Genomic DNA, 25,790 nt, shown 5'->3' on the forward strand with positions numbered 1-25,790 from the left:
GTAGCTTAGCCTGGCCTAATTTCAGGGCGCGCGCCGAGTAGGATGTCCCGTGTGATGATCCTTGCCTAAGCAAGGGTAGGCTCTCCTATCATGCTTGAGCTCGATCTCGCCGCTCGCGAGCCTTCGTACCCCGCGTCCGCGGCCGCATTGGGGCTGTGGGCCGCGCAGTCGGTGGTCGGGACGTCTGCGGTGTTCACGATCGGTCAGCTCGTCGAATTCCGTTCCGCGCCCGACCTCGACAGGCTGACCGCCGCCGTCGCGGCGGCGGTCACGGAAGCGGATCTGCTCCGTGCCCGGTTCATCGAGCCCACCACCGCCACCGACCCCGAGACGGACTCGGGCCTGCGCTTCGTCCTCGGGGACCCAGTGCCGGTCACCCGCGTCGACCTCCGAGGCGGCGGCGACGCCGACGCGCCACTCGACTACGCGCGCAGCGTCGTCGCAGGGTCCATCGATCCGCGGACCGGCCCCTGTGCCCGCATCGAGATCGTGTGCGCCGGCGACCGGATCGCCCTGCTCATCGTGGCTCACCACCTGGTCCTCGACGCCTACGGGCTCGGCCTCCTGACCCGCCGCATCGGCCACCTCTACGACGATCCGGCCGATCCGCGCCGACTCCGATCGGTCACCGACCTGCCCGATGGACTCGACGCAGCAGGAGTCGACGCAGCAGGAGTCGACGACCGCACCTTCTGGGCCGACCAACTGGCCGGGATTACGGCGCCCTTGACACTGTCGGACCGCCCGCGCGGTCATCGGGTCGCCTCGCGAATCCTCACCCGCCGCATGGTGATTCCCGCGCTCGGAGCACTCACCCGGAATCCGTCGACCCTGACCGCCGTCATCGCCGCCTTCTGCGGCCGGCTCGCGGGCACCGACGACGTCGTGCTCGGCTTCCCGATGATGAACCGGCTCGGCTCCCCCGTGGCCAATTGCGCGTGCTCGACGGTCAACGTGATTCCGTTGCGTGTCCACACGCCCGCACACCGCTCGATCGCCGACATCGCTGCCGGGGTCACCGACCGCCTGCGTGCCGTCTCCCCCCACGCCCGATACCGTGGCGAGGACATCGTCCGGGACCTGCGGCGACGAGGCGTCGACGGCGCGACCGGTCCCACGCTCAACATCAAGCCGTTCTCGGCGACCGTCACCGTCGGCGGGCATGTCGCCGACGTGCGGTCGCTGGCCCGGGGTCCGCTCGTCGACATGGCGATCACCGCCGCCGATCTCGACGGCGATCTCGAATTGGTCCTCGACGCCGACGCCGACCTGTACCCACCACAGCGCGTCGACGAAATCGTCGGCAGCATAGCCGAATTCGCCGAGACGGCGGCCCGCACCATCGACGCTGTACGCCCCGATTCTGGGCCCACCGTGGGCATCGGCGCGGTCGCGCTGGACGGCGCTGCCGACGAGCGCCTCGCGGCCCGAATCCGTGATGAGGACGCCCGGACCAGCACGCCGATCGGTGTGACGTCTCTGCTCGATCGGATCGCCGCCCAACCCGAGGACGCGGTCGCGCTCATCTGCGGCACGCAACGGATCGACCATCATGAACTGCGCGCCCGTGTCGCCTCGGTGTCCGACGAGCTCGGCGCTCTCGATGCCGAGGACATCGTCGCCGTCGCCCTACCCCGCGGCGTGGATCTCGTCGTCGCGCTCCTCGCCGTCCATCGCAGCGGTGCGGCATTCCTGCCGCTCGATCCGGGTTTTCCCGCCGAGCGGATCTCGGCGACCCTCGCCGACGCCGACCCGATTGCCGTCGTCGAGCCGGGACCCGGCGGGGTGGTTGTCCGTCGGCTCCGGGAACACGCCGCACCGTCGACCCGGCGCGCCGGTCGCGTCGGCGGTCGGGACGGCGATCCCGCCTACGTCATCTACACCTCGGGCTCGACCGGAAACCCCAAGGGTGTCGTCGTCGACCACGGCGCACTACGCAACCTCACCGACGCGATGATCGACGAGATCGGTTACCGCCCGGGTCGATCGGTGCTGTCGGTCACGACCATCTCCTTCGACATCGCCCTCGTGGAAACCCTTGTCCCCCTTGCCGCGGGCGCGACGGTGGTGCTCGCCGACGCCGATGATGTCCACGATCCCGGACGGCTCGCGGCACTGCTGCGCACCCACCGTATCGATCACATGCAGGCCACCCCGTCGTTGTGGTCGGCGCTCCTGGATTCCGGACACGCCGACGCCCTCCACGGGGTGCACGTTCTCGTCGGCGGGGAGGCACTTCCCACCGACGTCGCCGTCGGCCTAATCGGTGCGGCGGCGTCGGTACGCAACATGTACGGGCCCACCGAGACCACGGTCTGGTCGACCACCGCGCCGGTGGTCGATGAACGCGCGATCGTGATCGGCTCCCCCATCGCCAATACCGGGGTCCGCATCCTCGACGCCACCCTGCGCCCGGTCCCCGACGACGCGATCGGCGAACTGTATCTCGCCGGTGCGGGTCTGGCCCGCGGATACCACCGGCGGGCCGGGCTCACCGCCACTCGTTTTCTCGCCGACCCGTTCGGGGCGCCCGGGTCACGCATGTACCGCACCGGCGATCTGGCTCGCCGCCGGACAGGGGAACACAGTCGGACAGCGCGACCCAGCCGGACAGCGGGACAGATCGAATGCCTCGGTCGCACCGACCACCAGGTCAAGATCCGTGGTTTCCGGATCGAGCTCGGTGACATCGAAACTGCACTGGCAGAGCACGATTCGATCGAGCGCGCCGTCGTGGTGGATCGACACGGTCGGCTGGTTGCCTACGCGACCCCCGCAACGGACTCCGGGCTCGACCCGTTGGCGCTGCGTTCACACCTGGCCCGGCGAGTGCCCGACTACATGATCCCGGCCACCGTACAGGTGCTCGATGCGATCCCGCTGACCCCCAACGGCAAGGTCGATCGCACTGCCCTGCCCGCACCGGACTTCGGGGCTCTGACCGGCCATGGTCGCGCCCCGGTCACCGACACCGAACGTCGCCTCGCCGGGATCGTCGGCGAGGTCCTCGGGGTCGGCGACGTCGGTGCCGATGACGACTTCTTCATGCTCGGCGGTGACAGCCTTACCGCCGTTCGTGTGGTCGTACGCGCGGCCGCCGCGGGTGTGCATTTCACGCCACTCGACGTGTTCGACCATCCGACCGTCGCGCGGCTCGCGGCAATCGCGTCGAGCGACTCCCGATCGGCGGGCGGCGATCGAAGAGACGATGCGGCGCCCGGTGAGCGTCTGCGGCCTCGCGCGCACACCACCGCGGGGATCGACGCCGACGAACTCGACGACCTGATCGGGGAGGACCTGCTGTGAACGCACCGGAGGCAACAGATGGCGCCGTCACCGAAAGCGTTGATGCGCAGGCCAAGCCGGCCCTCGAGGACGTGCTGCCGCTGACGCCGGTGCAGGAGGCGATCGTCTATCACTCCACACGCCCTCGCGAGCAGGACTCGCATGACCCGTATCTGATCATCGCCGATCTCGACCTGGCCGCCGTCACACCCGGCGTCATCGAGGACTCGGCGGTGAGGTCGGCACTGGAGACGGTGATCGCCCGGCACGCCATGCTGCGGGCCTCCTTCACACGCCGGCGCACCGGGGCGCCGGTCGCGCGCGTGCACACCGACGTCGAGGTCCGGATCGACACCGTCGACCCCGCCGAGTCGGGCGGACCCGACAGCCTCCGCGAATCCCTGCGCCGTCAAGGGATTCCCTTGACCACCGCACCTCCCCTGCGCGCGGTCGTCGCCCGCGACGCGCTCGCCGGTACCGCACACCTGCTGCTGGTGGTCCACCACGTGGCCCTCGACGGATGGTCCCTGCATCGCGTCGTCGACGAGATCGTGCACCTGCTGCGCGGCGAACCGCTCGACCCGGTCGTTCCCATCAGTGACTTCCACCGATGGCGGACGACGCTGCCGAACGGATTGGACTCGTGGCGTCGCGCGCTGACGGGCCTGCCGGCACCGACCCTCGTGCCGGTCGATCCCGGTGCCGCACATCGTTCCCGGGTGATCTCCCGATCCCTCGGTGTCGAGGCATCGCGGCGGCTGCGCACCATCGCACGATCCGTGGGCGCCTCGGCCAACACCCTCATCCAGGTCGCGTGGGCGCTGGTGCTCGCCGACCTCGACGACTCCGACGACGTCGTCTTCGGCGCGGTGGTCTCGGGCCGCGATCCCGCATTGCCCGGTGTCGACGAGATGGTCGGCATGCTGATCAACACGATCCCGGTGCGGGTCAGGCTCGACCCCACCGAGACCGTCGGCGAACTCATCACCCGACTCCAGCGCGAACAGCTCGCCCTGCTCCCCCATCACCACACCGCCCTCGGTGACATCGGCGCGGCAACCGGCCTCGGGGAGCTGTTCAACACGCTGCTCGTCTTCGAGAGCTTTCCCCGCGGCACGGTCCGACCCCACCTCGAGGACGAGAACACCTACGCCGCAACAGTCCTCGTGGAGGACGAACCCGACATCCGACTTCTGCTCGAGCACCGCGGCGCCGACCCGGACCTGCTCGACCGCCTTCTCGGCATGCTCGCGGCCCTCACCGCCGCGCCGGACACACCACGCGGCCGACTGCCGCGTTCGGATCGCGGTGACGCCTCCATCGTGAGCGGATCACCCGTCACCGCCGCCGAGCCGGCCGCCCAGCGCATCGCACGCCTCGCCGCCGAACAGGGTGACGCGGTCGCCCTCCTCGCCGGCGAGGTTGCCGTCTCGCGCCGCGACCTCGACCGCGCCGCCGCGCGTGCAGCCGCCGGGCTCCGGGAGCGCGGCATCGGGACCGAATCGATCGTCGCGATCCACGCGCATCGCACGCCGGAGCTGGTCGCCGTGCTGCTCGCCGTGCTCCGGGTCGGCGCCGCCTATCTGCCGATCGATCCCGCCTATCCGAGCGCGCGCGTGGACTTCATGCTCACCGACTCGCGCCCGGATCTCGTCGTCGACGACGCCCTCGTCGCCGCACTGACCCGCACCGCACCGACCCCTACCGCACCGACCCAGACCGAGCGCGCCGCCGGCACCGAACCGGTGTCGCCACATCCGGATTCGGCCGCGTACCTGGTCTACACCTCCGGCTCCACCGGTACGCCGAAGGCGGTCGTCGGCACCGCCGGTGCCCTGGCCCGTCGGCTCTCCTGGGCCGCCACCGACTGGGCCGCCCCGGTGATCCTGGCCAAGAGTTCGATCGCCTTCATCGACGGAACCACCGAGCTCCTCGGCGCATTGTCGGCCGGGGCCACCGTCGTTCTCGCCTCCGACGCCGATCTCCGCGACGCCGGGCGACTCGCCGAACTCGCTGCCGCCCACGGTGTCCGGCAGATCACCGCCGTGCCCTCACTCGCGCACACCGTCGTCGAGGACGGTCGCGCACCGGATCTCGATCGGTGGATCGTCTCCGGTGAACCGTTGACCGCGGCCGTTGCCGACGCGCTCACCCCTCATGCCGGTGAGGTCGTCAACTCCTACGGCTCCTCCGAGGTCGCCGGGGACGTGACGACGGGCGCGATCGCACGCGAGCACGGTGGGGCGATCCACGTCGGCACGCCGGTGCCAGGCACCCGGATCATCGTCCTCGATCACCTGCTGCGCCCGGTACCCGTGGGTACCGCGGGCGAGGTGTATGTGTCCGAGACACATTCCGGCGCAGGTCAACTCGGACGCGGCTATCGCGCGCACCCCGAGTGGACGGCCACCCACTTCGTCGCCGATGTCACCGGCGGTGCACGGATGTATCGGACCGGTGACCGGGGGCTCATCGACACCACCGGGCGTCTACGCCTTCTCGGACGCCGAGACACACAGGTCAAGATCCGTGGCGTGCGAGTCGAACTCGGCGAGGTCGAGGCCGCCCTGACCGCCGTGCACGGCGTGGCTCAGGCCGCGGTGATCACCAACCGAACTCGCGACGGCCACCACCGAATCCACGCGTTCGTCTCCGGGACCGCGGCACCGGAGTCGGTCACGGCGTCGTTGGATCGGGTCCTGCCCGCAGCGATGCTGCCGTCGACGATCACCGTGCTCGACGAGCTGCCGCTCACCCCCGGCGGCAAGGTGGATCGCCGGGCACTGACCGCCCCCGAGGACCACGCTCCGACCACCGGCGGACGCACGGCGCGGACCAACAACGAACGACTCGTGGTCACCGCGGCCGGGGACGTCCTCGGCATCGACGAACCGGCCGCCGATGCGAACTTCTTCGACCTCGGCGGCCACTCGCTCTCGGCAACAAGGTTGGTGACCCGGTTGCGCGTCGCCACCGGCCGGGCACTGCAGGTCGCCGACGTCTTCGACAACCCGGTGCTCGCTGACCTGGCGGGGTTGCTCCCCGTTGCCGACGGCACCGACGCCACGGATGCCGACGACGACACCAGCGGCGGGTCCGAGCCCACCGACGCGGAGCGCCCGGATCCGCTGCCGTTGTCCCCGGCGCAGCAACGGTTGCTGTTTCAGGCCGGGGTCGATGATTCCGCCTATACGGTGGCCTTCGCCGTTCGACTCGACGCCCACGCGGGCACCGCGATCGATGCTCAAGCACTGCGGGACTCCCTGCACGGCATCGTCACCCGCCACGAGGTGTTGCGAACCCGCATCGTCGACGGCCATCCCGTCATCGATGCCCCGGATACGGTGGCGACGACACTCGACGAGCATCGCCTCGAGCACGACCCAGCCGCACTCGACACCGTCATGGCCGCGCTCATCGCACGGCCCTTCGATCTCGCCCGCGACCGGGTCCTGCGCGCCGACCTGATCGCCCTGTCGGCGACAGCATCGGTGTTGCTGATCACGGTGCACCACATCGCCGCGGACGAGTGGTCGGCGGGACAACTGTTCGACGAACTCGCCTCCGGGTACAGCGCCGCCGTCGAGCACCGAGGTGATCGGGTTCCCGTCGCCCCGGTGATCCAATTCGTCGACCACACGATCCGGCAGCTGGCCCGGCTCGGTGACGAGTCCGATCCGCATTCGCTTGCCGCCGGGCAACTCTCGTACTGGCGGGAGGCGCTCGACGGGATACCCGACGAGATCGCACCACCACTGGATCGCGCCCGACAGGTCGAACCGTCCCATCGTGGCGCCGAGGTTCATCGCACGCTCCCGCTCGGTGTCTGCCATGCCCTCGACCGCCTCGGGGCAGCAACGGGTACCTCGCGTTTCATGATGGTCCACGCCGCGGTCGCGCTGAGCCTCGCCGCCTCCGGTGCCGGTGACGACATCGTGGTCGGCACCCCGATCGCCGGCCGCGGGGACGCCGCCGCCGAAGACCTGATCGGGATGTTCGTCAACACGCTCGCCCTACGCACCGATCTGCGCGGAGATCCCACTCTGGCACAGGTCCTCGCACGTGTCCGCAGCGCCGACCTCGACGCGTATGCGCACGCCGATCTGCCGTTCGAGCAGCTCGTCGCCGCGCTCGCGCCGACCCGATCGCTGGCCCGGCACCCGCTCTTCCAGACCATGGTGCAGTACCGCGATCCCATCGTGGCACCGGAGTTCCCCGGACTCGAGGCCACGCCGCTGTTTCCGCCCACCCGGACGGCCAAATTCGATCTCACCTACGAGTTCGTGGGGCTGCCCGACACCGGCGACGGCAGTGGACTGCGACTGCGACTGGAATACGCCACCGATCTGTTCGACGCCAACACCGCACACCGGCTCGCCGATCGCGCCGTCGCGGTGCTCGACGCGCTGGCCACCGACCCCGGCCGGAGGCTGTCCCGGCTGCTCATGCCCGATGCGGTGCATGCGCTTGCGTCGGTAAGGGTTCCGGACGAGAACCGGAGCGCACCCGAATCCTCCCCCGGCCCGTCCTCGCTGGTCGAGGTGTTCACCTCGACCGTGGCGACACACCCGAACCGGGTCGCGATCAGCGACGGCACGACCTCCCTGACCTACCGCGAGATCGACTCCCGTAGTGCGCAACTCGCGTCGCAGCTGGTCGCCGACGGCGTCACGGTGGGCGACCTGGTGGCACTGGTGCTGCCCCGCGGTGCCGATCAGGTGATCGCGGTTCTCGCCGTGCTGCGCGCCGGAGCAGCCTACGTACCCATCGATCCCGCCTACCCGGCCGAGCGGATCGAGACGATCCTCGACGACGCCCGGCCCACGCTCACCGTCGATGCCGAGTACCTGACCCGCCGCGCGTCGGACGGCCCACCGGCCGAGCGGTCCGAGATCACGATCGGCGCCCGGCATACGGCCTATGTCATCTTCACCTCCGGATCGACCGGGCGTCCCAAGGGCGTCCGGGTCACGCACGGCAACGCGTGCGCGCTGCTCGCGAGCACCCGCGGCCTGTTCGATGTCGGCGCCGACGACGTGTGGATGTTGTTCCACTCGTATGCTTTCGACTTCTCCGTGTGGGAGATGTGGGGGGCGTTGTCGACCGGCGCGCGGCTGGTGATCGCCGATCGGGACACCACCCGGTCCCCCGCCGATCTCGCCGCACTGATCGCCGCCGAGGGCGTCACCGTCCTCAATCAGACCCCGTCGGCGTTCGCGGCTCTCGACGCCACGGTCTCGTCGGCCGACGAGACCGGTGAACCGTTGTACGACAACGTGTCCGACCCCACCTCGTTGTCCTCGTTGCGCTACCTCGTGTTCGGTGGCGAAGCCCTCGACCCCCGACGGCTCACGGGCTTCCTGCGCCGTCACCCGAGCGTCCGCGCGGTGAACATGTACGGCATCACCGAGATCACCGTGCACGCCACCCACCGCGAGATCGACGCCGCCGCAGCCGCTCACGCCACCGGCAGCGACGTCGGCGCGTTGCTCCCCGGATTCACCGGGCGACTGCTCGACCGGCATCTGCGCCCGGTTCCCGTTGGCGTCGTCGGCGAGCTGTATCTGTCGGGCCCGCAGGTCACCACGGGCTATCTGCACCGTCCGGCACTGAGTGCCACCCGATTCGTCGCCGACCCGACCACCCCGGGCGGACTCGCTTATCGCACCGGAGACCTGTTCCGCCACACCGCGACCGGTGAGCTGCACTACGTCGGGCGCAGCGATCTGCAGGTCAAGATCCGTGGCTATCGCATCGAACCCGGCGAGGTGTCCGCGGCGATCAGCTCGCTGCCCGGCGTGGCCGACGTGGCCACCATCGCCCGTCCCGGCCCCGATGGCGATCACCGCCTGCTCGCCTACGTCGTTACCGCCGAACACCATCCGGCCGGCACCGACCTCACCGCCGACTCCGTCCGCTTCGCACTCGCGCAGCGGTTGCCCGATCACCTGGTGCCCGGCGCCATCACACTGATCGATCGAATCCCGTTGACCACCAACGGAAAGACCGATGCGTCGGCGCTACCCGATCCCGTACCCCCGGCGGAGTCGGGTGCGGGCCGGGAACCGGCCACCGAGACCGAACGGATGATGCAGGAGATCTTCGCCGAGACGCTGCGGATCGATCCGGCCTCGATCGGCGTCGACGACGACTTCTTCGCTCTCGGTGGTGACTCCATCACCTCCACCACGATGGTGAACCGGGCTCGACGCCGGGGCCTGCGGATCACGCCGCGCGACGTGTTCGCGCACCGTAGCGTCGCCGGCCTCGCCGGCGTTGCCGAACCGATCGTCGCGCCGAGCGGCGGTGCGGCGGAGGACACGGCCGCCCCGCACTCGGCCCCCACACCCGTCGCCCTGCTGCCGATCATGCACCGCCTGCGCGAGCTCGGCGGCACCGTGGATCGCGTGAACCAGTCGCTGGTGATCGACACGCCACCGGATGCCGGCACCGAATTCCTCGCCACCGCACTCCAGGCGCTGCTCGATCATCACGACGCGTTGCGTATGACCCTGTCCGCGACCGCCGGGGTGTGGGGATTGGCGGTGTCGCCGCCCGGATCGGTCCGCGCCACCGACCTCCTCGTCGAGATGCCGATCGACGCCCACGGAACGGTCGCCGACACCGTCACCGTCGCCTCCGACGCCGCGGCCGCACGCCTGGCACCGACACGGGGTCGGATGCTCGCCGTCACTCATCTGCGGCCCGCGAACGACGCGGACGCGGGTCGACTGATCCTGGTGATCCATCACCTCGCCGTCGACGGCGTGTCGCGGCGCATCCTCATCGACGACCTCGCGGCCTTCCACAGCGACGGCAGACTGCCCACAGGCCCCGATGCGTCCATCGCCGACCATGCCGCAGCGGTGGCGGTGCGCGCGGGCGCACCCGAGTTGCTCGGCGAGCTCGATCACTGGGTTCGGGTCCTCGCACCCGGCGGCGACCTGCTGCCCGGTGTGCCCGCGGCCGGCGGTGTGGTCGGCGACCAACGTCGTCATGTGGTCGTCCTCGACGTTGCGACCTCGCGGGTGCTGGTGACCGAGGCGCCTGCCGCATTCGGCGTCGGGGTGACGTCGATCTTCCTGGGTGCGTTGCGGATTGCCGCTTCGGCGGTGTTCGACACCGTCGACCTGATCGTCGACACCGAGCGTCACGGCCGCGACACCGAGGCGGCCGGCCTGGGGATCATGGATCTCTCGCACACCGTCGGGTGGTTCACCACCATGGCCCCGCTGCGTCTGTCGGGACCCGTCGATGACGCCGTGGACCCGCTCGGCGCGGTCCGAGACGCCGACCGCCAATGGCACGACACGCCCGGCGCCGGAGCCGGATACGGGATGCTGCGCCATCTCAATCCGCAGACCTCGGCGGCATTGGCGACGATGCCGAGGGCCTCGGTGTTGCTGAACTACCTGGGCCGTTTCACCGTGGGTGGCGGCGGGGCGTGGCAGCCGTCGGCCGAGTCGTCGTCGTTGCGGGCGCTGCCCGACCCCGATCTCGGCTGCGACCATCTTCTCGAGATCGACGTGGTGTGCCGGGACGAGTTGGACGGGCCCGTTCTCTCGGCGACATTCGGCTACCTGCACCGCTTTCTGAGCGACGACGCGGTGCGGCGACTGGGTGAGGCGTGGGCGGACGCGTTGTCCACCCTGGCCGCCCTGTCCGCACGTGACGAGTCCGCATTCGACGATTCTGGAGTTCCCACGTGACCTCGACGACCCAACCGTCCGTATCCGCGCCGGCCTCGGCGAGGGGGGCGGGCGAACAGGTGTTGCCCGTACTCGCCGGCCAACGCGACATCTACTTCGGGCTGCAGGTGGCCACCGATCCCGCGCTCTACAACACCGGGCTCTACATCGAGGCCACGGCGTCACTGGATCTCGAGCGCCTCCGCTCCGCGGTCCTGGCCACCATCGATCGTGCCGAGGCGATGCGCGCGGTGTTCACCGAACACGATGGCGATCTCGGTCAGGTCATCCTGCCGATCGACGACTTCGACGTGCCGATCGTCGACCTCCGCGGTCACGACGCCCAGCAGTGGATGACCGCGGACATGGCGCGGCCCATGGACATTCACGCCGGTCCCTTGACCGAGTGCTGTCTGCTGCAGGTGGGAGGGCGCGCCGCCGGTGAGCCGTCGACGGTGTACATCTATCTGAAGGTGCACCATCTCGTCTGCGACGGAATGGGTCTGGTCGCCTTCTGCGAGGCCGTCCGGTCGGCGTACGACGGCGCCACCCCGTCCGCGGCCTGGACACTACGCGAAATCATCGAGTCCGAGCAGACCTATCGCACCGGCGAGGGGTTCGAGACCGATCGCCGCCACTGGACCACGATGATGTCCGACCGGCCCGACCCGGTGCGGCTGCTCGATGGTGAGGTGGCACCGGGGGTCGGACGAGCACACGCGCGTTTCGAGATCGATGTCGAACGTCTGTCCGTGCTCCGGGACTGTGCCTCGCGCGCCGGGGTCCGGCCGACGATCATGTTGATCGCCGCGGTCGCGGCCTTCGCCCACACCCGCACCGGCAAGGACGATCTGGTGTTCGCGCTGCCGGTCAGTGGCCGGGTGGACCGCCGGATCCGGACGACCCCGTCGATGGTGACCAGCGTCCTGCCGCTGCGGGTGCAGGCATCCGATCGCGATCGTCTCACCGACCTCGCCCGACGGGTCGACCGTGCCCTGTTCTCGCTGTTGCCGCACAGCCGATTCCGCGGCGAGGATCTCGGTCGCGCACTCGCCGCCACTGCCGCCGAATCGACAGACCCCGCCACGTCGACAGACCCCACGGTATCGACCGACCCCACCGTATCGACCGGCCCCTATCGCATGTTCGGTCTGGGCGTGAACGTCATGTCGCACACCACGACCCAGACCATGGGCGGTGAGCCCATGGTTGTTCATGCCTTGGCATCCGGCCCGGTGTCCGACGTGGAGATCCAGATTCAGTTGCGCCGCAAGAGCCTTCCCGCCGAGGTGGTCGTTCGTGCGGTCGACGGCGCAGCCGAGCAGGCACGCTCGATCGCCGCGGCCTTCGACGAATTCCTCACCCGCCTCGCCGACCGTCCCGGAGAGCGTCTCGTCCACCTCGACGACGCCGCTCCCGTCCGCCAGGACGACTCCGCGCCGACGGCGGCGTTGACGCCGGCCCTGCTCCGGCTTCGCGCAGGTGGTGACGATCCGGAAGGGTTGCCGCCGAGTCGGATTCGCGTTCCACTGCCCCCGCAGACGGCCACCGAGACGATAGAGAATGTTCTCGGTCGCCTCTCGGCACGTCATGACGCGCTGCGCACCGACATCTCGCGTCCCCTGCCGATTCTCTGGACACTGACCACAGCACCGACCGACGACGCAACGATCGGGCTCGTCGAGCTTTCGGGTGAGGCCGGGTCGCGGCCGAGACCGCCGTACGCGATCCTCGGTGTGCACGCCGACACCCTCACGGTGGTCCTCGATTCCGCGATCATCGACCCGACGTCACGGTCGATCCTGCGGGCCGATCTGCTCGCCGGCCTCGCCGATGTCACCGCCGGTCGTGACCCCGACGTCGACCCGGTCCCGGTGTCCCTCGGTCGGGCCGCCGCCGAACTGACCGCGGCGGCCACCGACACCTCGGCCCTGCCCCGATGGATGGAGATCCTCGCACCGGGCGCAGCTCTCCCCGCGCCTCACGACGGGGCAGCGGCAACCGATGCCGCCATGCCCGAAACCATCTGTCGCCGTGCGGTTCCGGTTGCCGCGACGCCCAGCCCCCGACAACTGCTCTCGGCGATCGCCGAGGCAGTCCATGCGGTCTACGCCGGACGCATCGGCACTCACCTGCTCGTCGATGTCGTCTCCGACCTCCGGCCGGCCGGCGCCGAACGCACCACCGGCCCGTTCCAGGGGCTCACCCCCACCCGTATCGACCTCGCCGACGGCACCGCGATGCCGGTGCCCGGTCCGGCGCTCGATCTCCTGCGACATCTGTCTCCGCAGGTCGGCGCCGCGCTCACGGCCGCGGCGGCGACCGGCGAGATCGCCGAGCCCGCGGTGCTCGTCGGGGATTACGGTCTGCCGACCGATCACCCGGTCCGGGTCAGCGTCGTCGCAGAGGGGATCGTCGCAGAGGGGATCGTCTCAGCGGGAGACATCGCAGAGGAAGTCGAATCGGAGGGGGTGACGCTGCTCGTCGAGGTCGACCCACGGATGGTCGCCGACGCCGAGGCCTTCGCCGACGCCCTGATCGACGCCGCCGGCCGGGTGGCCTCGCACCATCTCGTGGTGGTCGACCCCGACGAACTGGCCGCATTGACCGCCGTACACGGCGAGATCGCCGACATCTGGCCGCTGACGCCGCTGCAGGAAGGCCTCTACTACCAGGCGCAGATGGATGCCGACGCCGACATCTACACGGCCCAGTTCTGGCTCGACTTCGGCCATCGCATCGACCTTGCGGCGCTCACCGACGCGGCACAGGCTCTCCTGCAAGGCAATCCGGAGCTGCGTGCCGCCTTCGTCGAACATGATGGTCGACCGGTGCAGATCATCGCCGCCGACGTTCGCCCCGACGTCGCCGAGATCGATCTGTCCGACGCCCCCAACTCCGACCTGAATGAGCGCGTCGAACGATTCCTTGCCGAGGACCGCGCGACGAGCTTTCGCCTCGACCACGCTCCCCTGTGGCGGATGCGTCTGATCCATCTGCCCGGGGGCCGCGATCGGCTGGTGGTGAACCGGCGATTCCTGTTGTGGGACGGCTGGTCCGGTGGACTGTTCGTCTCGCGCTTGCTCGCTCATCTTCATCACACCCCGGTGCCGCCACGAGAGGCATCACTGCGGGACTATCTGGAGTGGCTGGCGGCCAACGGATCCGACGATGCGTCGATCACGGCCTGGACCGACCACCTCTGCGGCTATGACGAACCCGCACTGGTCGCGCCCCGGGCGGCCGGCTCCACTCCCCGGGCGCCCCGTCGCCTCGACGTCGAGCTCGGTGCCGTGCTGTCGGCGCGGCTGCGCGACGATGCACGCTCGGCCGGTGTCACCCTCAACACGGTCCTCACGGCCGCACTGAATCTGACCCTCTCGCGGCAGCTCGGACGCAGCGATGTGGCCTTCGGTTCGACGGTCGCCGGTCGCCCCACCGAGGTCGACGGCATCGACACCGTGATCGGCCTGTTCCTCAACACGGTGCCGGTGCGCACCTGGTTGCGGCCCGAGGAGACCGTCGGTCAATTGTTGCGGCGGATGCAGGCCGAGCGGGTCGAGATGATGGCGCACGACCACATCGGTCTGGCGCGGCTGCAGCAGGAGACCGGGCATCCGGCGCTCTTCGACGTCCTCTACGTGCTGCAGAACTTCCGTACCGACGAGGAGGAACGCGAGCAGTCGGCGCTGCACGACGTGATCGGTGAGGGCAGCCTCGATCACACGCACTATCCGGTGGCCGTGGTGGTGACCCCCTCGGCGGACATCCGTTTCCGGCTCGAGTACCGCGACGATCTGGTCTCCGAGCAGACCGCGACGGCGCTGCTCACCCGGTTCCGGCGAGCACTGGCAGCCCTTGGCGATCACCTCACCGACCCGGTGGGCTCGGTCGATCTCGACCTTCCCGCGGACGCCGGCCTGGACGGCCCGACCCACCCGCTGCCCGATCTCACGGTTTCCAATCTGCTGGCCGAGCGGGCCGCGTCGATCCCCGACGCCGAGGCCCTCGTCTTCGGCGGGCTCCGGATGACCTACGCCGAGCTCGACACCCACATCGATCGGGTGGCGCACGTGTTGTACGACCACGGGATCGGTGCGGAGAGCATTGTCGCGCTTGCGGTTCCGCGCAGTATCGATACGGTGGTGGCGCTCTTCGCGATCCTGCGGGCCGGCGCCGCATATCTGCCGCTGGAACTCGATCATCCCGACGACCGGTTGCACGGCATCCTCGCCGACGCCGAACCGGAGATCATCCTGTCGCACAGCCGCGTCGTGGCGCGCTTTGCCGATGTGGCGGTACCGACGTTGGTGATCGACGACCTCCCCGAGACCGCAGGTCCCGCCTGGCCGGTTCCGCGGGTCGACCCGGACTGGCCGGCCTATGTGATCTACACGTCGGGGTCCACCGGACGCCCCAAGGGTGTGGTGACGCCCTACCGTGGCCTGACGAACATGCAGTTGAACCACCGGGAGAAGGTGTTCGAGCCGGCGATCGAGGTGGCCCGCGCCGCGGGTGTGCAGGGGCGGCTGCGGATCGCGCACACAGTTTCCTTCGCCTTCGACATGTCGTGGGAGGAGTTGCTCTGGCTCGTCGAGGGCCACGAGGTGCACGTCTGCGACGAGGATCTGCGTCGCGACTCCGCCGCGCTCGTCGCCTACTGCGCACGTCATCGGATCGACGTCATCAACGTGACCCCCACCTATGCGGCGCAGTTGTTCGCCGACGGCCTCCTCGACGAGGCCACGCATGTGCCTCCGCTGGTGCTGCTCGGTGGCGAGGCCGTCGGCGATCCGGTGTGGACGGCATTGCGTGAACACCCGAAGGCCTTCGGCTACAACCTGTACGGGCCGACCGAGTACACGATCAACACACTCGGTATCGGCACCGACGAGTCCGACACGTCGTCGGTGGGGACGCCGATCTGGAACACCCGTGCGCACTTGCTCGACGGGTGGCTGCGTCCCGTGCCGGCCGGGGTTGCCGGCGAGTTGTACATCAGTGGTGCCGGCCTGGCGCGTGGTTACCTGGGGCGGCCGGATCTGACGGCCGAGCGGTTCGTCGCCGACCCGTTCGCCACCGGCGGGCGGCTGTATCGCACCGGAGATCTGATGCGGATTCGCGCCGACGGCAACCTCGACTTCCTCGGTCGGACCGACGATCAGGTGAAGGTCCGCGGTCACCGCGTGGAGCTGGCCGAGATCGATGCCGCGCTCACCGCGCTCGACGACGTCGCCGGATCGGCGGTCGTCGCCGCCGAGGATCCCAGCGCACCGGGTGTCAAACGCCTTGTGGCCTATCTCATCCCGGAGGATCCGGAGCTCGGTGTCGACGTCGCCGACGTGCGCAGGCGTCTCGCTGCGACGTTGCCGGACTACATGGTGCCGACCCTGTTCGCGTCGGTGCCGCGGTTCCCGATGACGGTCAACGGCAAACTCGATGTGAGGGCGTTGCCCCAGCCGGCGCCGGCCTCCACCCGGCGGGCCCCGCGCACCGACCTCGAGCGTCGGCTGTGTGAGGTGTTCGCCGAGGTCCTCGGGCTCCGCGGCGGAGCCGCCGTCGACACAGTCGGAGCCGCCGTCGAAGCCGGCACGGTCACCGCCGATCCGGTGGTGGGTGCCGATGACGATTTCTTCGAACTCGGCGGACATTCGATGGCGGCGATGAAGCTCGTGTCGGCGTTGCGTGGCGAGCTCGGCGCCGAGATCACCATCCGTGATCTGTTCGAGGCTCGGACTCCCGCCGAGATCGCCACCCGGGTGCAGTTCACCGGGTCGCGTACCGACATCGTCGTCGGGCCCCGCCCGGATCGGATCCCGTTGTCCCCGGCGCAGGAACGGCTGTGGGTGCTCTATCGCCTCGATCCCGCCGACACCTCCTACCATTACGGTCACGTGATCCGCCTGCACCAGGCGATCGACCCCGACGCCCTACGGGCCGCGGTGGCCGACCTGCTGATCCGCCACGAGAGCCTGCGCACCGTCATCGTCGACGGAGGCGACGGTACCGACACCACCGGCAGCGCCACCGATCTCGCCGCGCACCAATCGATCCTGCCGGTCGAGCAGATCTCCGAGATGATCGGCGCGCACACGCTTGTCGAGGTGCACACCCTCGGAGATGTCGACGATCCGGAGGCGGTGTTCGGGGAACGGGCCCGCGAGACGCTGACCCGGCCGTTCGACCTGCGTACCGCTCCTCCGATCCGGTTCCGTCTGGATCTGCTGGAGAAGCCTTCCCCGACAGGCACTCTCGCCGGTGTGCTCACGATTGCCGCCCATCACATCGCGACCGACGAATGGTCGGACCGGCCGATGCTCACCGATCTGAGCACCGCATATCTCGCGCGGGCGGCGGGCACCGCACCCGACTTCGCACCGCTGCCGGTCCAGTACGCCGATTACGCGCTCTGGCAACGGGATCGGCTCATCGAACGCGGTGATGAGCAACTCGACTTCTGGGCCTCGTCACTCGCCGATCTACCCGACGAATTGCCGCTGCCGCGTGATCGTGCGCGACGACCCGGTGCGACCGGACCCGCGGCCACCGAGACCGCGACCGTGGACGCGGCGACCCGGGCCCGCCTGGCCGCCCTCGCCTCGGCGCACGGCGCCAGCATGTTCATGGTGGTGCAGGCCGCGGTCGCGGTTCTGTTGCATCGGGTGGGTGCCGGCGACGACATCCCGCTCGGCAGCCCCATTTCCGGGCGCAACGATCCGGCGCTCGACGATCTCGTCGGGTTCTTCGTCGACACGCAGGTGCTGCGCACCGACGTGAGTGGCCGCCCGCGATTCGGCGAACTCGTCGAGCGGGTGCGCACGGCCGATCTCGCGGCCTTCGACCATCAGGACGTGCCGTTCCAACGCATCGTCGAACGGCTGGCGCCGCGCCGCGAGTCGGGCCGTAATCCGCTGTTCCAGATCAGTGTCTCGTATCTGCCGCTCGACGCGGTTCCGGAGAGCTTCCTCGGCGTCGGGGCCACGTTCACGCCGCTGGTCGCCGAGGCCGCGAAGTTCGACCTCGGCTTCACCGTCGTCGATCTCATTCACTCCGGCGAACTGAGTGTCGCGCTCGAATATGCGACCGCACAGTTCGATCCGTCGACGGCACGTACCCTGCTGCGCGGTCTGATGCGGGTACTCGCCACGGTCGGTGAGGATCCCGATGTCCCGGTGAGTGACATCGTTCTGCTCGACGACGCCGAGATCGCGCGACTGCGCACCGAGGAACGGGGTCCGCGCGGCACGGCCGACGACTCCACGACCGTGGTCGATCTGCTCGACGAGTGCGCCGGGACCCACGGCGATGTCCTCGCCATCCGGGACGTGAGCGGCACCGCACTCACCTATGCCGTCACCCGCGCAGCCGCACTGCGGATCGCGGATCGGCTCGATGAGCACGTCGCAGGCATCGCCGAACCCGTGGTCGCCGTCCTCATGTCCCGCGGGGCTGCGCAGCTCGTCGCGCTGCAGGGCGTGTTGCGCAGTGGCGCAGCTTATCTGCCGATCGACGCGGATGTCCCCACCGAACGTGTCGCGGCAATCCTCGACGACGCCCGACCCGCTGCCGTACTCGCCGACGCCGTCACCGCATCCACCGCGCGGGCGGCGGCGCCCGCCATCGCGACGATCCTCCTCGACGCCGACGGATCGCCGAGCGACGCGGGCACCACGAGTGCGACCGGAGCCCGGCGTCGCACGGCGCGTCCCGACGATGCGGCGTACGTCATCTACACCTCGGGGTCGACCGGCACACCCAAGGGTGTCGTCGTCAGCCACCGCAACGTGGTCAACGTGTTGCGTTGGCGGCGCGACACCATCCCCGGCGGCCTTTACGCCGGCGATGTGGTCCTCGCCAAGACACCCGTCGGCTTCGACGGCGCGGTGTGGGAGTTGTTGTTGCCCTTCGTCACCGGTGCCACGGTGGTCGCTGCCGCGGACGGCGACCACCGGGATCCGCGTCGCCTGGCCCGACTCATCGACGAGTACGCCGTCACCACCACGGTTTTCGTGCCCTCGCTGCTCGAGTTGTTCGTGGACCACCTCACCGGACTACCGAGCCTGCGCCACATCATCGCCGGCGGTGAGGCCCTGCCGGCCGCATTGGCCCGACGGGTGGATGCCGCGGCTCCCGGGGTGTCGCTGATCAATGCCTACGGCCCGACCGAGACCACCGTCGTCGTCACCGACCGGCTCGCCGATCGCACCGTCACGGGTCCGACGGTGCCGATCGGCCGGCCCGTCGCCGGCACCGAGTTGCTCGTCCTCGACGGGTCGCTGCGGCGCGTCCCCGACGGCGTGACCGGGGAACTGTACGTCCGCGGAATCCCGGTGACCCGCGGCTATCTCAACCGGCCCGGCCTGACCGCGGCGGCCTACGTCGCCGATCCCACCGGCGACGTGCCCGGTGCCCGGGTCTATCGCACCGGCGACCTCGTCGTCCGCCGTGCCGGCGAACTCGAGTACCTCGGACGTGCCGACACTCAGGTCAAGGTCCGTGGCAACCGGGTCGAACTCGGCGAGATCGAAGCATGTCTGCGCGCCGTCGACGGGGTGTCGGCCGCGGCCGTTCGCGTCGACGGTGACCGCATCGTCGGGTGGATCGTGCCCACCGACCCGTCGGTCATCGACGCGTGCACCTCCGAATCCCCGGCCGATCACACCGCACTGGTCACAGCGGCCGAGCGGTCCGCGCGGCGACGTCTGCCGTCCTACATGGTCCCCACCCCGATCGTGGTGTGTGAGTCGTTCCCGTACAACCACACCGGCAAACTGGATCGGGCGGCGCTACCCGTACCGGCCACCGCCGCCGACGCCGGTGCCACCGCGCCGCGTTCGACGATCGAAACCGATCTGGCCGAGATCTTCGGTGCGGTGCTCGGCCACCCGGTCAACGATGTACACGCGGATTTCTTTGCCCTCGGCGGACATTCGCTGCTCGCGATCAGGGCCATCAACCTGATCCGCGACACGCTGGGCCACGATCTCGAGTTGCGGACGCTCTTCGATCACCCGACGGTCGCCGGGCTTGCCGCACACCTTCTCGCCCTGCCCGCCGACGCCGACCCCGACACCGCCACGCGCACAGCGGAACTGCGACGTCGCGCGGATGGACGCGCGGTGTTGTCCTACGGGCAGGAGCGGATGCTCACGCTGCACGGCGTCGCCGGACCCACGAGCACCTACAACGTGCCGATGCTGTGGCGACCCGGCGGACCGACGGGCCCGGCCGAGACCATCGATCCGACGGTGTTGCGCGCGGCGGTCGCCGATGTGGTGGCGCGTCACGAGATCCTGCGAACCCGCTACCCCGACCAGCGTCCCGAGGTCCTCGACGATCCCGAGATCGTCGTCGAGACGGTGACCGACCCGACCCATCTCGCCCGGGTGGCCGCGCATGCGTTCGACCTGGCGACCGAGATCCCGATTCGGGTGGCGGCCACCGACGACGTGGCGCTGGTGACGATCCACCACATCGCGACCGACGAATGGTCGGCTCCGCCGCTGCGCGCAGACCTGACCACGGCCTATCATGCGCGAGCGGCCGGGCACGCACCCCAGTGGCCGCCGCTGCCCCTTCAGTACTCGGATTTCGCTGCGTGGCAACGAGATCTGATCGAGGGTGGGCGTGGCGAGAGACAACTCGATTTCTGGCGCACGGCGCTGCACGGGCTACCCGAGGAACTCGCGCTGCCCTACGACTACACCCGGCCGCCACGACCGTCCGGGCGCGGCGACGGGGTCTTCCTCGCACTACGTCCCGCACTCGTCGGCGACCTGCGCCGCCTTGCCGCGGCCACCGGGACGTCGATGTTCATGCTGATGCGCACGGCGGTCGCGGTGTTGCTGTCGCGGCTCGGCGGCGGAGACGACATCGCACTCGGTACCCCGGTGACGGTGCGGTCGGACACGCGTCTGGAGTCTCTAGTCGGGTTCTTCCTCAACACCGTCGTCCTGCGCACCGACCTGTCGGGCGATCCGTCGGCCGCCGAACTGCTCGCGCGGGTGCGGGAGGCCGACCTCGCGGCTCTCGACAACCGTGATGTCCCGTTCGAACGGGTCGTGGAAGCCGTTGTGCCACGACGCTCGGCCGCGATGAACCCGCTGTTCCAGACGATGGTGGTCTACGTCGACGGTGTACTGCCCGGCGGTGATCCGGAGCAGAATCCCTCCGCCGCGCTGCCCGCACCGACGACCGCGAAGTTCGATCTGTCCTTCGACTTCACCGAGGACTCGACCTCGGGTGACGCGACCACAGCAGGATCGACCGGGGCACGTGTGGGCGGAGTCATCGAGTACAGCACCGACCTGTTCGACCGGCCGACCGTTGAGGCGATGGCGCAGCGACTGGTCACGATCCTCGAATTCATGGCCGAGCGGCCCGATACGTCGTTGCGGCAGTTGGACATCCGAGTGTCCCGGGAACGTCGGGAGCTCTACCGGCCCGGCCCCGAGCCGACCACGTTCGACGTGCTGCTCGACGCCGCCGTCGAACGTGACCCGTCGGCGCCGGCACTGCGCGGACCGGACGGCCGACGCACCTTCGGCGAGTTGCGTGACCGGGTCCACCTGATCGCCGCCCGGTTGATCCGCGCCGGGATCGGCGCCGAGGACGTCGTCGTCGTCCGTCTCCCGCGCGGGGTCACCGCGGTGGAGACGATCTTCGGTGTCCTCCATGCCGGCGCGGCATACCTGCCGATCGAGCCCGACACCCCAACGGAACGGGTGGCGGCGATGATCGAGGCCGCCCGTCCGCGACGCCTCATCGACTGCCTCGACGACGATCTCCTCGCACCCCGCGGCGACGAGGAGCCGTGGTCGCCGGAAATGCGGACCGCCCCGGTCCATCCCGACCATCCCGCCTATCTCATCTTCACCTCCGGATCGACCGGGACACCCAAGGGCGTGGTGATCACCCATCGCGGGTTGAGCAACCTGTTCGCCAGCCACCGCCGGATGCTGCACCGGCCTGCGGTGGCGCGCGCCGGCCGCGAGCGGCTGCGTGTCGGACACGCCTGGTCACTGGCCTTCGACGCCTCCTGGCAGCCGCAGTTGTGGTTGCTCGACGGGCACGAGGTCAGCATCGTCGACGCCGAGGTCCAGCGCGACGCGCAGGCTCTCGCGGCCACCCTCCTCGAGCAGCGGTGGGACTTCCTCGAACTCACCCCGTCACATCTTCGGCAGCTCGGCGGTGCCGAGAGATCGATGGCGGCAATCGGTTTCGGTGGTGAAGCGATCTCCGGCGAACAGTGGGAGGCGTTGCGGGCGTTACCGGACTCCGACGCCTACAACCTCTACGGTCCCACCGAGGGCACCGTCGATGCGCTCGTCGCGCGGGTGTCCGACACGCCCCGACCGGTGATCGGCCGTCCGGTCGACGGGGTGCGCGCCTACATCCTCGACGACCATCTGCTGCCGGTCGCCGACGGCGTCGACGGCGAGTTGTACCTCGCCGGTGCCGGGCTGGCCCGCGGCTACCTCGGCCGTGGTGAACTGACCGCCGAGCGGTTCGTCGCCGACCCGATCGCCGGCGACGGCACCCGGATGTATCGCACCGGCGACGTGGTGCGCTGGACGACCGCAGGTGTGAACGGACCGGGCGAGGCGGCGATCGAGTATCGCGGTCGGGGCGACGATCAGGTGAAGATCCGCGGGCACCGCGTCGAACTCGGCGACGTCGAGGCGGCGATGCTCGCCGATGCTGACGTCTCGGCCGCGATCGCGGTGGCGCGGGCCGGTCATCTGATCGGGTACGTGGTGCCGGCCCGGGATCGGGCACCCGAGGCCTCCGTCATCCGCGCGCGGCTACGGTCCTCACTACCCGACTACATGGTGCCCACGGTCGTGGTCGTGTGCGCGGCCTTCCCCACTCTGAGCAACGGCAAGATCGACCGTCGATCGCTACCGGAGCCGTCGTTCGATCGGGTCATCCGCACCCCGGAAACACCCGAGCAGCACCGCATCTGCGAGGCCTTCGCCGAGGTGCTCGATCTCGCCGCGGACGAGATCGGCATCGACGACGACTTCGCCGAACTCGGCGGTGACAGCATCGTCGCGATGCAACTCGTCGCACGATTGCGCGCGGAGGGCTTCGTGGTCGGCCCCCGTGACGTGATGACCCACCGCACCCCGGCCGAGCTCGCCGCACGCCTGGGTACCGCCGCGGCGGGGCAGGTCACCGACGCCGCGGCCCTGCCGCGTCTCGAGTCGGGCCCGGTCCCGGCCACCCCGATCGTGCGCTGGCTGCAGTCGGTCGCCGGATCCGATGCCCGGACCATCGCCGGATTCCATCAGTCCGCACTGCTCACCGCGCCCGTCGGACTCGACGTGGAGGCCCTCTCCGCGGCGCTGGCGGCACTCACGGCGCGGCACGCGATGCTGCGGGCACGACTCGTCGCTGACGAAAACCCCTGGCGTTTCGACATTCCCGCCGATTCGGCACCCGTTCCGGTGCGCCGGGAGACCGACCGCGATGTCATGGCGGTGGCGCAGCGGGCACGCGAGCACCTCGACCCGGAAGCCGGGGTGATGATGTCGGCGGTGTGGCTGGACTTCGGAGATGAGCCCGGACGTCTGCTCCTGCAGATCCACCACCTCGTCGTCGACGGCGTCTCCTGGCGTGTGGTCGTCCCCGAACTGATCGCCGCCTACACCCAGATCGTCGCCGGTGAGTCGGTCTCCCTCGGCCCCGTTCCGACCGGATTCGCCGGTTGGGCAACCGAACTGGTGGCAGCCGATCGCCGCGACGAACTCCCCCTGTGGCAACGGCTCACCGGCTCGGCGACCGCGACGGTGTTCTCGCGGCCACCGGCCCCGGACACCGATCGCGAGGCCCACGCCCACCGGCATCGGGTCACGGTCGACACGCCGGTCGCGCAAGCGGTGCTGGGTCCGTTGCCGGCGCGCCTGCGGGTGGGTGTCGACGACGTGTTGCTCGGCGCATTGGGTGCCGCACTACCCGCGCCAACACTGGTCGACCTCGAGGGGCACGGCCGCGAGGAGCAGGCCGTCCCCGGTGCCGATCTCACCGGCAGCGTCGGATGGTTCACCGCCGTGCATCCGGTTGTGGTCGGTGGCGGATCGGATGCCGCCGGACAGGCCCGCGCGCTGGCCGCCGCCCGCGCCGAGATCCCCGACGGGGGACTCGGTTACGGCCTGCTACGTCATGTGGCCGGAGTCGATCTGCCGACCGCGGCCATCGAATTCAACTATCTGGGCCGCTACCGGTCCTTCGAGTTCGACGGATGGGCCATGGCCCCGGAATCGGCGGAGATCGGCCCCGGCGAGCTCATGCCCGCCGCCTACGGCCTCGTCGTCAACGTGGTCACCCACGACGGACCCGACGGTCCGCAACTGAGCGCCACGTGGGTGTCGCAGCCCGGCGTGGTCGACGACGATACGGTGGCCGCACTGGCCGATCGGTGGGTTGCCGCGCTCACGACACTGACCGACAACGACCCGACCCCGACACGTGGAGAGAACTGATGGCCGCAGCCGTACGAGCAGTGCTCATCGACATCACCCCGCTACGGGTGAGCGTGCCCTTCCGACGGATCTTCGTGGCCCGGCTGATCTCCCTCGTGGGGATCGGCATGCTGCTGGTCTCGGTACCGGTCCAGGTCTACGACCTGACCGGATCGTCGATGCAGGTCGGCGCCGCCACCGCGGTCACCGGCCTCGCGACGTTCCTCGGCATGCCGCTCGGCGGTGTCCTCGCCGACCGGTTCGACCGGCGATCACTGATCCTCATCGGGCGCAGCGCGGCCGCGCTCGCCTTCGTGGGGTTGGCGGCCAACGCCTTCGGCGTCTTCGGTGAGTCCGCGGCGCTACCGGTGCTCTACGCGTTGGCGGTGACCGACGGGCTCATCGGAGCGCTGTCCATTGCCGCGCTGATGGCGGCCATCCCGACGCTCATCGACAGGAGACATCTCCCCTCGGTCGGTGCGCTCGGGGCGTTCAGTGTTCGCCTGGGATCGGCGGTCTCCCCCGGCGTCGCCGGATTCATCATCGGCGCGGCCGGCGTGCAGTGGGCCTACGTCACGGCCGCGGTGCTGGCCACCGTGGCGGTGCTCATCCTTCTCGGATTGCCGAGTCTCCCACCGGATGCCGCGATTTTCGGCGACCGATCGGAGCGCGCCTACGACGAGCCCGCCGACCGCACCCCGGACGACCCGACGACCACCGAATCCGCCCCCACCACGACACCGTCGCTCTGGCGGTTCCTGCGCACCCAGCGGGTGATCACCGCGGTGATGGCGGTGGGCACGCTGGCGATGTTCGCGCCGGGCATCGTCGCTCTGCTACCGGCGCTCGTGGCGCAGCGTTTCGACGGAAACGCCTCGATCACCGGCCTGCTGTTCGCCGCGGTGGCCACCGGCGCGATGCTGGGCGCGATCACCAGCGGCTGGCTCGGCGGACTCCGCTGGCCCGGCGTGGTGTTGCTGGCCGCGCTCACGCTGACCTTTGTGATCATGATCGCGTTCGGACTCGCGCCCTACGCGTGGCTCATGCTGGGCTTGCTCGTCGTCGTCGGGTATTTCGAGTCCATTCAGGAGGTGTTGCGCTACACCTTGATCCAGCAACACACCCCCGGTCCGCTGCTCGGGCGGGTCAATGGGATCTGGATGGCACAGGAAGTGGGCGGGGTGACGGTCGGCTCGCTGGTCGCCGGAGCATACGGAGCGATCTGGGTGGCCTCCGACGCCGTCATCTACTTCGGGTTAACGCTGCTGGTTCTGTCGCTGCTCTGCGCGGTGCTCCTGCGCTCGCTGATCCGCGTGCGCGGCGAACACCCGGCCGCGATCCCCGTGTCCTGACT

General features: G+C 69.8%; 4 protein-coding genes. All 4 read left to right on the forward strand.

The features are described 5' to 3' along the window. Positions 1 to 90 precede the first annotated feature (90 nt). From QNM97_RS11280 to QNM97_RS11295, 4 genes are read left to right on the forward strand one after another with little or no spacing between them, the layout of a single operon-like run. The gene (locus QNM97_RS11280) at positions 91 to 3,306 is read left to right on the forward strand and encodes a non-ribosomal peptide synthetase (protein ID WP_283822793.1); all 3,216 of its coding nucleotides are present in this window, start codon (positions 91 to 93) and stop codon (positions 3,304 to 3,306) included. After that, the gene (locus tag QNM97_RS11285) at positions 3,303 to 10,994 is read left to right on the forward strand and encodes a non-ribosomal peptide synthetase (protein ID WP_283822794.1); all 7,692 of its coding nucleotides are present in this window, start codon (positions 3,303 to 3,305) and stop codon (positions 10,992 to 10,994) included. The genes QNM97_RS11280 and QNM97_RS11285 overlap by 4 nt, the downstream gene beginning before the upstream one ends. Next, positions 10,991 to 24,457, forward strand: coding sequence for a non-ribosomal peptide synthetase (locus tag QNM97_RS11290; protein ID WP_283822795.1), 13,467 nt, complete (start codon positions 10,991 to 10,993; stop codon positions 24,455 to 24,457). Before QNM97_RS11285 ends, QNM97_RS11290 begins: the two co-directional genes overlap by 4 nt. Next, the gene (locus tag QNM97_RS11295; protein WP_283822797.1) at positions 24,457 to 25,788 is read left to right on the forward strand and encodes an MFS transporter; all 1,332 of its coding nucleotides are present in this window, start codon (positions 24,457 to 24,459) and stop codon (positions 25,786 to 25,788) included. The genes QNM97_RS11290 and QNM97_RS11295 overlap by 1 nt, the downstream gene beginning before the upstream one ends. Positions 25,789 to 25,790: the final 2 nt, after the last annotated feature.

Origin of the sequence: Gordonia sp. L191, from assembly GCF_030077625.1 — a bacterium.
GTDB lineage: Bacteria > Actinomycetota > Actinomycetes > Mycobacteriales > Mycobacteriaceae > Gordonia > Gordonia polyisoprenivorans_A.

Coding starts and splice junctions, on each gene's coding strand:
- QNM97_RS11280 (WP_283822793.1), top strand. CDS start 91: ATGCTTGAGCTCGATCTCGCCGCTCGCGAGCCTTCGTACCCCGCGTCC.
- QNM97_RS11295 (WP_283822797.1), top strand. CDS start 24,457: ATGGCCGCAGCCGTACGAGCAGTGCTCATCGACATCACCCCGCTACGG.